The organism is Thiothrix litoralis (assembly GCF_017901135.1).
Taxonomy (GTDB): Bacteria; Pseudomonadota; Gammaproteobacteria; order Thiotrichales; family Thiotrichaceae; genus Thiothrix; species Thiothrix litoralis.
The window spans coordinates 4,232,867-4,245,352 of sequence record NZ_CP072801.1 but is presented as its reverse complement, the minus strand read 5'-3'; the positions used below and the strand labels follow the sequence as shown (position 1 = coordinate 4,245,352).

14 protein-coding genes are annotated in these 12,486 nt (G+C 52.1%); 2 read left to right on the top strand and 12 right to left on the bottom strand.

Translation table 11 applies throughout. The features are described 5' to 3' along the window. Window positions 1-71 precede the first annotated feature (71 nt). From J9253_RS20680 to J9253_RS20665, 4 genes are all read right to left on the bottom strand, one after another. A complete protein-coding gene (locus J9253_RS20680; protein ID WP_210222689.1) occupies window positions 72-1,322 on the bottom strand; it encodes an FAD-dependent oxidoreductase in 1,251 nt (416 codons plus the stop codon). Further along, window positions 1,322-1,762 (bottom strand): c-type cytochrome, encoded by a 441-nt coding sequence (locus J9253_RS20675; RefSeq protein ID WP_210222688.1) that lies wholly within the window; start codon window positions 1,760-1,762, stop codon window positions 1,322-1,324. Before J9253_RS20675 ends, J9253_RS20680 begins: the two co-directional genes overlap by 1 nt. A 90-nt stretch (window positions 1,763-1,852) precedes the next feature. Then, entirely contained in the window at window positions 1,853-2,827 is a 975-nt protein-coding gene (locus J9253_RS20670) for a DUF5666 domain-containing protein (RefSeq protein ID WP_028488662.1), read from the bottom strand. Continuing rightward, window positions 2,817-3,665, bottom strand: coding sequence for a DUF6502 family protein (locus tag J9253_RS20665; RefSeq protein WP_210222687.1), 849 nt, complete (start codon window positions 3,663-3,665; stop codon window positions 2,817-2,819). Before J9253_RS20665 ends, J9253_RS20670 begins: the two co-directional genes overlap by 11 nt. A 94-nt stretch (window positions 3,666-3,759) precedes the next feature. Between J9253_RS20665 and J9253_RS20660 the strand changes: the two genes are divergently transcribed. Further along, window positions 3,760-4,284: a helix-turn-helix transcriptional regulator gene (locus J9253_RS20660; RefSeq protein WP_210222686.1), complete on the top strand. Its 525-nt coding sequence runs from the start codon at window positions 3,760-3,762 to the stop codon at window positions 4,282-4,284. An 8-nt stretch (window positions 4,285-4,292) separates the two neighbouring features. Here the strand turns inward: J9253_RS20660 and J9253_RS20655 are convergent, their stop codons facing one another. The 4 genes from J9253_RS20655 to J9253_RS20640 all read right to left on the bottom strand — a co-directional run bounded on the left by J9253_RS20655 (window position 4,293) and on the right by J9253_RS20640 (window position 7,238). Next, a complete protein-coding gene (locus J9253_RS20655; protein ID WP_210222685.1) occupies window positions 4,293-4,898 on the bottom strand; it encodes a cytochrome b/b6 domain-containing protein in 606 nt (201 codons plus the stop codon). Window positions 4,899-5,038: 140 nt separating this feature from the next. Beyond that, window positions 5,039-6,016 carry an LbtU family siderophore porin gene (locus J9253_RS20650; RefSeq protein ID WP_210222684.1) on the bottom strand — a complete coding sequence of 326 codons (978 nt, stop codon included), beginning with the start codon at window positions 6,014-6,016 and terminating at the stop codon, window positions 5,039-5,041. 340 nt (window positions 6,017-6,356) lie between these two features. Continuing rightward, window positions 6,357-6,905: a cytochrome b/b6 domain-containing protein gene (locus tag J9253_RS20645; protein WP_210222683.1), complete on the bottom strand. Its 549-nt coding sequence runs from the start codon at window positions 6,903-6,905 to the stop codon at window positions 6,357-6,359. A 6-nt stretch (window positions 6,906-6,911) separates the two neighbouring features. After that, window positions 6,912-7,238 carry a PepSY domain-containing protein gene (locus J9253_RS20640; protein WP_210222682.1) on the bottom strand — a complete coding sequence of 109 codons (327 nt, stop codon included), beginning with the start codon at window positions 7,236-7,238 and terminating at the stop codon, window positions 6,912-6,914. 216 nt (window positions 7,239-7,454) lie between these two features. Between J9253_RS20640 and J9253_RS20635 the strand changes: the two genes are divergently transcribed. Further along, window positions 7,455-9,245 carry an AAA family ATPase gene (locus tag J9253_RS20635; RefSeq protein ID WP_210222681.1) on the top strand — a complete coding sequence of 597 codons (1,791 nt, stop codon included), beginning with the start codon at window positions 7,455-7,457 and terminating at the stop codon, window positions 9,243-9,245. 38 nt (window positions 9,246-9,283) lie between these two features. Here J9253_RS20635 and J9253_RS20630 read toward each other — a convergent pair whose 3' ends face one another. From J9253_RS20630 to J9253_RS20615, 4 genes are read right to left on the bottom strand one after another with little or no spacing between them, the layout of a single operon-like run. Next, complete coding sequence (locus J9253_RS20630) at window positions 9,284-10,300, bottom strand: sensor histidine kinase (RefSeq protein WP_210222680.1); 1,017 nt, start codon at window positions 10,298-10,300, stop codon at window positions 9,284-9,286. Beyond that, window positions 10,297-10,986 (bottom strand): response regulator transcription factor, encoded by a 690-nt coding sequence (locus tag J9253_RS20625; protein WP_210222679.1) that lies wholly within the window; start codon window positions 10,984-10,986, stop codon window positions 10,297-10,299. Before J9253_RS20625 ends, J9253_RS20630 begins: the two co-directional genes overlap by 4 nt. A 32-nt stretch (window positions 10,987-11,018) precedes the next feature. Beyond that, window positions 11,019-11,675, bottom strand: a complete 657-nt coding sequence (locus J9253_RS20620) for a DUF2202 domain-containing protein (RefSeq protein ID WP_210222678.1) — start codon at window positions 11,673-11,675, stop codon at window positions 11,019-11,021. A gap of 28 nt (window positions 11,676-11,703) precedes the next feature. After that, on the bottom strand, window positions 11,704-12,459 hold the full coding sequence (locus J9253_RS20615; protein WP_210222677.1) for a DUF2202 domain-containing protein: 756 nt from the start codon (window positions 12,457-12,459) through the stop codon (window positions 11,704-11,706). Window positions 12,460-12,486: the final 27 nt, after the last annotated feature.

Below are 12,486 nucleotides of genomic sequence, written 5' to 3'. Positions count from 1 at the left end.
ACCTTAAACAAGCCTTAAACAAAAAAAAGCCACCGCGAACGGTGGCCAAATACTCCCTCAAGAGATAAGTGTCAGGCGAAGGTGTCGTTAAACAGATTCGTCGTCCAGTCAAACATGCGGCTGTAATTTTTGGTCGTAGGCACATCTGACGCACCAAAGGATTCCGGCACCAACTTCATCGTGCCGCTGGCCTGTTCATAGGCATAGACCGCCGTCAACCAAGAGGCCGTAGTGCTGGAAATCGGGCTATAACACGCCGAATTGGTCACCGGGGCAGCAAAAGGCTGACCACCGGATAACAAGCGCAACACCGCATCGGCGCACACTTTGGCTTCCGCATTGGCAATATGCCCCGCCTTGGGTTGGCCTGTACCTTGCGAATCGCCAATAATGTGGATATTGGGAACAGCGGTGGACTCGTAACTCAACGGGTTTACCCCTGCCCAACGCGCCCCCACATTCGCGAGGCCGGATTGCAACACAATCGACCCGGCACTGTGTGGCGGAATCACATTCAACACATCGGCCTTGTAATCACCAAAACTGGTATGTGCTATTTTCTGATCAGAATCAACCCCTTGCAACACCGCATTCGGGATGTATTCCACCCCATACGTGGCGAAGGCATTACCGAAGGTTGTCGCTTCCACTGTAATCGCCGGGTTCGCATCCAGCACGATAACGTTGGAACCGGGCTTGTTAGTACGCAGCCAATCCGCCACCACGCAAGCCCGTTCATACGGCCCCGGTGGGCAACGGTAAGGCGCAGCCGGAATGCTCATGACGAAAGTACCACCCGCTGGCATCGCTGCCAGTTGTTGTTGCAACAGGGTGGTTTGCGCCCCCGCTTGCCAAGCATGGGGAACCTTGCTGCTATCCAGCCCCGGCACATCCATGAACTGGATACCCGGCGCGATGATCAGACGGTCATAAGCCAGCGTTGAGCCACCGCGCAGGTTAATGGTTTGGTTAGGCGCGTTAATGCCATCCACCCAATCATTCACCACCTTGATGCCGTATTTGGAAGCCAGCGTGTTGTAATTGAAACTGATCTGGCTCAGGTTACGCTGGTTGTTCAACACCAGATTGCTGAGGATCGGTGAATAATACGTAGTATTAGGCTCCACCAGCGTCACATCGACAGCACCTGACCAGTAACGCAAGTACTTGGCAGCCGTTGCCCCAGCAAAGCCACCCCCAATAACCACAACGTGCGGACGAGTAGTCGCAGCCCTGATGATCCCCGGAAAGGCAAGCGCAGCCGTGGCTGCCGAAGCCAAGCCCAAGGATTGCAAAAATTGACGACGATTCAAGTTAGCCATTAGTCATTCCCCCCATTAGCGCCTCTAGGCAAGGCCGCGATATACGTCGCAAGGGCGCGAATCTGGTCTTCGCTATAGCCCATTGCCTGCCGATGCATGATGTCATTCGTGTTGGTGCTGTATTTCATTTCCAGCATATCGCTGACCAACTCTCCGGTGCTGTCACCCGCGATACTCTCAATACCACTGCTGGAACTGCCGCCCGTGCCGTGGCACTGGAAGCATTGCGCCGCCAACAAGCGAGCGCCATCAGGTGCATTCACCGTGGGGGCGGTACTACCTGTTGTCGTCGTACCCGTCGTTGTTGTGGTCGTGGTTGAACCACCGTTGTCATTATCACTGCTCTCGCTACTTGACGTAGAGGTACTCCCCCCACCACCACAAGCTGTGAGCAATACCCCTAGCGCAAAGGCCAAGGGAATGTTTATACTGGCTTTCATGAGTTTTTCTCCTGTTGCCATTTACCAAAGTGCTTACCTAATGGGTAAGTTGTTGAATGCCTCGGTGGTTGCAACACCGGGGCATTTTTTTTAAAAACCGGCATCCTTCACGGATACCTCATCCGCCACCAATATGCCCTGCGCATTGATTTGCCCTTCGACTTCCACCAAGGCATTCAACCTGAGCGCACTGGCAGCGCCATCCTCAAACTCAGTCGTTGCTGTCGTCACCACCGCCTGCCGGTTTACGCTAAAGTCAGCGATGGAGACAAACCGGGTCACGACCCCTTCCAGCTCAACTTTCGCCCCGTTATCGTAGTGGTCGTATTCATTTTCCAATTCAATTTCGTAAGCCAACAGCCGGTTGCCTTGCAAAACTTGCCGGGTTTTAGCTTCGACGTACTGACCATTCGCCAAGGTTGCCGCACCAAAATCCTTCCAAACTGCCGACGAATAATCAACCAACAAGCCACCAATCAGGAAGGTCTTGTTCACCGCATCCAGTTGACGCACCAAGCCTTTGAGTTCTGTCACCGTCCCCGGCTCATAACGGAGCTGTTTCAGCGTCATGCTGGTAGCAAGCAATACATCCTGCCCATCCCGTACCCCGGAAACTTCCACCACATTATCTACAGCCAATTCAGCAAGCTGAGTGAAACCGTGGAACACCGTCAACGCATTCGTGCGGATCACCTGCCCCATAATGCCGATAGAAACACCATCAGTCGTTTCGGCGGTCACTGTGCCTTCCAACTCATTGCTGAACGCCACTTCGGTCGCTGTGCCTGTCAGGCCATCGGCATTCACCGTGCCTTTGACCACCACGTATTCGCCGATACGGTATTCATTTTGCCCGGTGGCAGGATGCCCATTACGGGTCAGCGTGGCTGTGTCGATCTCATATTCAACACCGTTGACGAAAATGCTACCGAACCCGGTAATCGGCCCTGAAGCAATCCCGGTTCCCCCAATCCCGCCCGTGGCAAGCTGGAGTGAATTACTGCCAACACACGCCACCAGCAGCACAGCTAGCAACATGGAAACAACCATCGCCCTAATTTTCATCCTCAATCCTCTTATCCGCTTCTGGCTGCACCGCAACCGGCTCCTCGAAATAGTAAATGCCTACCCCGGCACGCATCTGCCCGGTTCCACCTGCCTGCGGGTTACTGTCCCTATCCTGGGTGGCAAGCCATTCATTGAACTTGATCAGTAAGCCCAAGCCATCCTTCTCCACCATCGCTTTGAAAGCGGGTAAGGCTTCTTCAGGCAAATTGTCGTAACTGACCTTGCGCTGGAAATACAATTGGCTACGCTCTTGCGTGGTGAGATTATGGTCAATGGTGGCAATCAAGGCAGCGGCATCCGTGCCCAGAATCGAAAACTTTTCAGACTCATCCCCATGCGGGATGTAACCAGAACCCAGTAATTGCACAGAGGCCGATGCCTCATCCACCTCAACAGCGCCCACCCGTACCATTTCCTGCAACATCGCCCGGTACGGCATATCCCCACTGTAACGGCTGACCAACGCCGCAAAACTGCCGGTATCACCCTGTAACGGCAGCCGCACCGCTTTACCCGACGCATCCAGAAACTCGGTATCGTGCAGCCAACCCGTCATCACCCGTGCCCCCCGGTTATAACCACCGGTCGGGGAATGCCCCTTCTCGACCTCACCCAGTCGTAACTGGGCAACCTCCTTACGGGTGAGACCAGTGACAATGGCAATTCTTGAGGTTGTGGGGCGCTCACCTGCTACTACTAATACTTCTTCCGATACCTCAACATAGATTTGTTTTACAATCTGGCTGAATTCACCAAAAGCCACGCCCTTCCGGTGCAGGATGCGCACCAGTGATTTCAGGATTCGGCGGATGGCTTGGTTCAGCATGTTTTTCATAACTTGGGAATTTAATCCCAAAAGCACTCAGTGTCAAAGCGATACTGATGATATAATAATCACATAAGACATTTGTCCCACAAGGAATAACACCATGCCACGTACCAGAGACAGTTTTTTCATTATTTTGCTGATTATCCTGACATTGCTAAACGTTCTCGATTTCACCAGTGACTATCAGGAAGAAGACCACAACAGGCTACACCTGCTCATGGAAGGGTTGATCATTGTGCTTTCTCTCCTCGGCATCAGCTTTCTGATTCGAGAAATCCAGCAACGCCGCCGGGAAGTCGACAACCTGCGGGGACAATTAAAAATCACCCGCAACGATTTAAGTGCCTTGAATACCAATCTTGACGCACTCAACAACAAACTCGGGCAAGCCAGCCGCCAATACGGCGAAGTGATTCAGGAACAACTGACAACGTGGGATTTCACCCCCAGCGAAAAAGAAGTAGCACTACTCTTGCTGAAAGGACTGAGCTTTGATGAAATTGCCGGAATGCGCGACACCAAGGAAAAGACTGTGCGGCAGCAGGCAACTGCTATCTACCGCAAGTCTGGTTTGAATGGGCGGCACGAATTTGCCGCCTGGTTCTTCGAGGATTTCTTACAATAATTCAGCCATTACAGCTTGAAAATGCCAGAGATCAAACGCTGCCCACGGTATTCATGCCAAGCAGCCGCGATCACATGCCCTGCCAGATAGACCCACATGAACGTCGCAAAAAACTCATGCAGATGAGCAAATTGCTCAAACGAATCACTACCCGCACCATCGCCAAAGTCCATCACCAGAAACAAGGCAAAACCGGAAGCCGCCATCGCCGTCGCGATCAAAAACCCCAAACCGTGGATAAACCCTGCCAGACCGGCGTCATTACCCACTTCTGGCAAATGACCTCGCTTGAAAATATGCGCCACATCGGCAAAGACACGCTTTAAACCCGATGATCCCCAAGGAAACAACTTGGCAAACGACACATCCGATTTAGGCAGTAACAGCCACAACCAATGCAGCACCATTACCCCAACAACCCCCAAACCCAGAATTTCATGCCCTTCCAGTGCAAATTTTTGCAGTGCAGTGGCCTCTTCGAGTTCATCCGGGGCGACCATCAACTGGGAAAACATCAGTTGCCCCACGATGCCTAACGCCATTAAACCGTGTAACAAACGGGTCACACCCTGCCATTGACGGGTCGTGACAATCCCATTATTTGCATTATTCATTTGTCATTCCTCTTAATACTAAAAACCTTGATAAACGCCGTTATCACACTGGCTCATCATGCGCCCTTCCCTATCCCAAACACAGCCAACAAATCACTTAAAACAAGGGGAAAACGACAAGATTACATGAGACAAATGTCTTAAAATTCATAGGAAAGTTGAGCCGTTAACGCATTATCATTCGCCCCGTCATAGCTTTTGGAGCGCATTAGCTCCACCGCACCAGCTAGGCTTTTGTAAAGCGGCTGGCTGTAAGTAATACCCAATGCCTCTTTCGCCAAATCAATTTCTGCCGCGTTGCTGCTACTACTCCAAGCAAGCGCCACAGTCCGATCGTTATTCAAATCCACATCAGCTTCAAGCTGGGAGGTAGCGGGTTTCGCAGCCACCGTCACCGCCCCATCCAAATCCCCCGGCTGGAAAGCTTTGGCAGCCGCAATGTGTTCCCCGATCAGGGTAACGCGCCCTATTTTGGTTAAACCATGCACCGCAATTGCTGGAATCTCGCTGGCAACATCGTTGGTTTCAAAATGATTGGTTTCAGCCAGATTAGACAAATAATCCACCCCCAGTGTCGCTGCATCCGTCTCATAACCAACGCTCAGGCCATAGCCAGCGTCATGCTTACCCGTCCCGCCCGTATTGGGGGACGTACCTGCAAAAACATAACCTTTGGTTTGAAAGTTGCCCTGCTTATGAGATGCCAGCAACACCTTATCCTGACTTGCTTCAGCCAAGTCTTTGGTAAGTGGGCTGGAAATCATGGCTTTTTCAAATGCACCAAACGGTAAATATTGTCTACCCACCGTCATATCGAGCTTCTCATCTGGCAAGGCGTGCCACGTAATATCAGCTTCATCCACGCTCAGTTGTTGGTCTTCATACAACAATAGCGAATGAAGATCGACTTTATCGGTCGGCTTGTACTCCACCCCAACTTCAATTTTGGTAGCAAGTGGCCCATATTTTCGACCAGAATCCCCACGTGAAACGCCATATTCCAACTCAACCACACCGGACACTTCCGCCGGATCACCCACTTCTAGCGCCCATACAGAGCCAGACAGGGTGACACCCGCTAATAAACACGTTAGGGAAATGCTTTTATTAATGATCATTAATTATCTCCTTATTACCAAAATGCTCACCCGACAATAACGGGCTTCCAGTTAAAAACCCCGGTGGTCGCAACACCAGGATAAGTTTGTGCGCCTCATCAACTTTTTGGGAATTTAGTCCCAAAAAGATGCGTTGTCAAAGCACAATCGACCAGTAACAGGAGGTATAGGAGGTATGTCTTGTAAAAATTTCAACCATACGACACTTGTCTCATCAGCAAAACCAAAAAAAATCCGGGTTGGTCGTAACAGATTTTTGTCCATCACGACCAACCCGGAATAAATAGCAGGGAATAATAGCTCGCGTAATTAGTGTGTCATTTTTAACAATGTTTTAGCATTACCACTGGAATATATTACTGCTAATAGGGCGCTTCCCGGTGATCATGGTGCGGATCAAGCGAATACCCAGCAACTTGCCCATGATAACCACCGCGCTAACATGCACCACCACAGCCCACATCGTGATGTCTGCAAACAGCTCATGCAGATCTTCCAACCAGCCCTCACCCCAGAACATATCCCAGGTCAGTAGCCAGCCAGTCAGCACAATCAGCGACAACATCAGCATCAGGAACAGCACCATTGCCCCACCTAGGGGGTTATGGCCTTCGGCGGGGTCAACCGTCCCCTTGCGCATCTCCAACAGATGTTTGCGGATACGCGCCGGGGTCGGAAAAAAGCTGCTGAAACGGGCGTTATAGTTGCCCGTAAAGCCCCACACTATCCGCCCCAGCAACAGGAAGCCAATGGCGTAACCCGACCAATTATGTGGCGGGTCGCCCGCTTCCAGCACCCAGAAATCCAGCAGGAACAAGGTGGCGACAGACCAGTGGAACAGCCGAACAAACAGATCCCAAACAACGATTTCATGCGTACTGGTTTTCATGACTGATTAGTCCATTTCTTTTTTGACGACTTCGCCGGTAGCGGTATTGAAGTAGGCTTCAACCTTAACCATTTCCGGGGCAACCGCTGGGGTGGCAGCATCAGCAGGTTTGACCTCTTCTTTGGGAGCCATGCCGTAGACTTCGTAGCATTCGTCATCGGTTTTGAACTTATAGATCACCCAACCGTAGTCATTGACGATCTTCTTCTGCATGTCCAACTCAGACAGCCACTGGTCTTTGGGGTTAGCAGGGCAATCCGCACCCGCGAAAGCGCTTTGAGCAGTCATGGCGGTCAGCAGCACAACGGCGGCGAGGGTAGCTTGTTTCAACATGGTTAAATACTCCTTAAATGGAAATAGCGTCAGACGGTGCGTCTGGCTGGAGTGCATCATGCTGTTTGTGGAAGCGCGGCTCAATCGGACGAATGCCGCAAGCGTACCGCGCAAATGACCATACGACATTTGCCGGATGGCAAAGCGGAATTACCACCGTGCGCTTCTGTGCTAAAGTAAGCGCATCAGTCCCCCGAACAGCAGCATGGCACGCACATGATCAAATTTCCCTACGGCATCAGCGATTTCCACCGCATCCGCACGGATGATTACCTGTATGTTGACCGCACTGCCTTCATCCCGGTACTGGAAGAGGCGGGCAGGCAATTGATCTTTCTGCGCCCGCGCCGGTTTGGTAAATCGCTGCTGCTATCCATGCTGGCGAATTATTACGATGTGAAAACAACGGGTGAATTCGATACCCTGTTCGGCAATTTGGCGATTGGGCAACAGCCAACACCAGAACATAACCAGTACCTGATCCTGCGCTGGGATTTTTCCAAGGTATCCGCACAAGGTGATCTTGAACACATCAGAAGCAGCCTGTTTCAGCATATTAATCAAGCTATCAAAGATTTCGTGCGGCAATATCAGGCGCAACTAACCTTCAGTGTGGATATTTACGATGACGATGCGCTTGGCTCATTCCAGTCGGTGGTCAATGTTGCCAAAAGCAGCGGCTATACGGTTTATTTGCTGATTGACGAATACGACAATTTTGCCAATGACGTGCTGATACAAGACACCACGGATGCCGCACGTTACCGTGAGTTATTACAGGGTGAAGGCATCCTGAAAACGCTGTTCAAAATCATCAAAGCGAGTGCATCTGAGGGAAAAATTGCCCGTGTGTTCATCACGGGTGTATCGCCGATTGTGTTGAGTGACATGACCAGTGGCTATAACGTCGCTACCAGCATTTATCTGGATGAAGACTTCAATAGCCTTTGTGGTTTAACTGAAAACGAACTGAGCACATTGGTACAGCAAACGGCGCAAAGCTGCGCGTTACCGCCTACGCAAACCGCCACAGTGATGGAAACGCTGCAACAGTTCTATAACGGCTACCGCTTCTGTGCGGATATGACGCAAACAACGGTGTATAACCCGACGTTGTGTTTTTATTTTCTGCGCCATTACCAGAAAAAATGCCAAGCACCTGAAAAAATGCTCGATGGCAATCTAGCCATGGATGCGGGGCGAATTCGTTATATTGCAGCATTGCCGCAAGGTAGCACCGTGATTGATCACATACTGGATGAGCAGAACCCTGCGATGTTGCAGGAGTTGGAAAACCAGTTTGGGGTAGAGAATTTACGGGAGGTACAACAGGATAGCCATTACATGCTGTCATTGTTGTATTACTTTGGGGTACTGACCATTATTGGGCGGAATGGCTTAGGCAAGTTGATTTTGGGTATCCCTAACCTCGTGATTCATAGTTTGTATGTGGAACGTCTCAAACAACATGCCCTGCCTCGTACTCAGGATGAACAATGGGCAAGTCATTTAGCCGAACAATTTTACCAAACCGCCGACTTACAGCCGCTGGCGGATTTCATGGAGCACAAGTATTTTGCAGTATTCAGCAACCGTGATTACTGCTGGAGCAATGAACTCACGGTAAAAACCGCATTCCTGACCCTGCTGTTCAATGACACCTGGTACATCATGGACTCGGAAACAGCGCTGCAACGGCGTTATTCTGATCTGGTGATGATTATCCGCCCCAGTATGCGCCACTACGCCCCCCTGAAAGATTTCATCTTTGAATTCAAATACCTCAAGCTGGATGATTTGAAACTGACGGGTGAGCAATTGCGGGAGAAAAGCGTGGCAGAACTGGAAGCCATGCCCCCCGTGCAAAAAGCCTTGCAGGACGCACTGGTGCAATTGCGGCAGTATCGCCCGGTGCTGGAAAGTAAATACCAGCAGCCGGAACGCTTGTATTGTTTGGCTGTGGTGGCACTGGGGTTTGAGCGAGTGGTTTGGCGGTTACTCGATTGAGTGAAGCGGGCGTATGCCATACGCCCCTACGGGAACAACTAGCGCTGTGGCAACGCCACCGTCACCTGCAAGCCTCCCAGCGCTGCCGAACGCCCAAACGCTAGTTCCCCGCCGTACAATTTCACAATATCCTTGCAGATCGAAAGCCCTAATCCGTGACCTTCCACCGATTCATCGAGGCGCACGCCGCGTGCCGCCATTTGCTGCAATTCGGCGGCGCTGCGGCCTGCACCGTCGTCTTCCACCGTGATCAGGATGTGTGCGTCAACGCAGGCAAGCTGGCAGCGCACGTGTTGCGTCGCCCATTTGCAGGCGTTGTCGAGCAGGTTGCCGACCAGTTCCAGCATGTCTTCGCGGTCGCCGAAACGGGTGATGTCAGGGGCAATGTCGAGCGCAATGCTGCGCGGCGATTTGTGGTGAATCCGTGCCAGCACGTCGACCAAGGTGGGCAGTTCCGCACGCGGGTCAAAGCGTTGCGTGGTGTTGCCCAGCCCCGCCATGCGGGCGCGTTTGAGTTCGCGTTCAGTGAGTTGGCGGATGCGTTCGGCCTGTAATTGCGCCTGCTGGTTGTGGTTAGCATCCGGTTCTTGATCGAGGTATTGCACCAGCAGGTTGAGTGGTGCTTTCAGCGCGTGGGCAAGGTTGCCGAGGGAATTGCGCGAACGTTCCAGGCGTTCCTGCATCAGGCTAAGGATGTGGTTGAATTCGTGGATAATGGGGTAGATTTCGGCAGGTACATCTTCGCTCAGCATCGAAAGCTTACCCGCTTCCAGCTCACGGACTTCGGCGCGTATCCGGTCGAGACGGCGGAAGGTACGGCGGATAACTACACCCTGAATCCCCAAAATCAAAGCAATCCCCCCCGCTGCCAAGATAGGGAAAACCCATTTGAAACGTTGCGGACGTTCAGAAACTGGCATCCCCGTACTTTCCGCTACGGTGTAAGCGTGCGGCGCAAAACGCGGGAACTGGCTGCCCACCACCCAAATCAATGCCATCACTGCAATCAGCGTCATCGCAAGGTTGATCTGCAACTGGCGTTCGAGCGATGTCATACGGGTGGCTCCGGTTTGGCGGGGTCGATGAAAATGTAACCTTGTCCCCGGCGGGTAAGGATGCGCCATTCACCCAACTTGCGGCGTAAATGGCGCACATAGACTTCGATCACATTGCTGTCGCGGTCGAAATCCTGTTCGTAAACGTGTTCGGTCAGGCGGGACTTGGTGAGAATTTTGCCGGGGTGCAGCATAAAATAGCGCAACAGGCGGAATTCGGTGCCGGTCAGGTCGAACACCGTGCCCTCCGGGGTAGTGACTTGCTGGTGTTCCTCATCCAGTTGCAGGCCACAGCAATCCAGCTTCTGATCGGGAACCGATGCCTGAAGGTTGCGGCGAATCAGCGCCTGCACCCGCACCAACAATTCCTCAAAGTGAAACGGCTTGCCGAGGTAATCATCTGCACCAGCTTTGAAACCATCCACCCGTTCGTGCCAAGCATCGCGGGCGGTGAGCACAATCACCGGCACGCGATTGCCACGTTGCCGCCAGTGTTGCAACACCTCCAGCCCGCTGCGTTGCGGCAGGCCGAGGTCAAGAATCACCACATCGTAAGGCTCTTCGTTGCCCATGAATTCGCCATCCACACCGTTCGCGGCGATGTCCACGGCGAAACCTTCGCGCTTCAGGCGGGCGTGCAAGCTGCTACTCAGTTCGGTATCGTCTTCAACCAATAACAGGCGCATTACTTTCTCCCTTTAGTGAAGAGATAGTAGCATTATCTGCCCATCCCTCCACCTTGACCACGTTCATTCGGACTGTTGACGATGGCATCTACTTCCGCTTGTGGCATGGTTTGCGCCACGTAAGTCACGCCTTGCGCTTGAATCTGCCCGACAAACGCCCGCAAATGGTTGCGTGAACCGCGCATCAGGTTGTCGTAAGTGCTGAGAATATCGGGGCGCGTGGTTTCGCTCATGGATTTTTGCAAGTCCACAATATCCACCTCCTCGATCAAAGCGCCGACATGCAAGGCTTCAAGCGGCGAGGTTTGCCCTCGTGCTACCAGTTGCGCATACAAGGCCGCCAAATCTGCATTCAGGAACACGCCTACCGTGTCATTCGTCACCGGGTCAGTTAGCCGATAGGTTTGCAGCAAGGCTTTTACCCGATCGGTATGCCGTTGTTCAGATTGGGAAATATTGTTGAATACCGGCAGTTTCCACTGATTGTAGAGGGTGATGTAGACATCACGCGCCAGCTTTTCTTCTTCACGCATGAAGCGCAGGGCTTCGCTTTCGGTCACAGTCAGTACCTCGGTCTGAGGGGGCGCAACGGCTTGACCGTTACCTTTGGCAAACGTTGCGGGTGTGGTCAGCAAACCTGTGCAAGCAATGGCAACCATGCCTGCGATGAGGGTTTTAGGTAAAGTCATGGGAGTTTCTCCTTGTCATTATAATTAATTACTGTCCGCATTTTTCGTCGGGGCTGTTCACAATCGCGTCAACCGTGGCTTGAGAGACATACTGTGCTTGGTAGACAAGGCCGTCTTTCTCGATTTGCCCAACAAAGGAACGTAAGTGGTTGCGCGAACCGCACAACAAGCTGTCGTAAGTCTGGATAACGGCGGCTTGATTCGTGCCTTGTTTGGCTTCATCAATGGCATCCTGAAGGTCTTTGATGTCGTATTCTTCGATGAAACCGCCCACCATCAGTGCCTCTTGCGAAGAGGTCATGCCACGCGCCACCAAGTCGTTATACAGTTTGAGGATCACCGGGTCGGTGAAAGCGCCAATCTCGTTGGATGATACCGGGTCAACGTAGCCGAATGCATCCACCCATACTTTGATGGCATCCATGTGTTGCTGTTCACCGTTGTTGGCGATGTTTTGGAAGATGTTGGTTCCCCATTGGTTGTACAGGGTCAGGTACACATCCCGCGCCAGCTTTTCTTCTTCGCGCACAAACAGCAGCGTTTCGGTCTCAGCAACCGTCAGTGGTTGTGCCGCAAGCGTGGGGGTTGTGACCGTTGGAATCGTCGTGACCACAGCAGTATCCGTGGTCGTGCTGGTATTACTTGCTGTATCAAGCGTTGCAGCACTTGCTGTACCAATCAAGTTATCAGTAAGGCTGGTCGACGTTCCATCACTACCACAACCTGCCAACAAGGCAAGGGAACAAGCCAGTAAAAAGCTGCCCGTTTTGTTATGGATTTTCATGTTTACATTCCTTAATCAATCATCAGT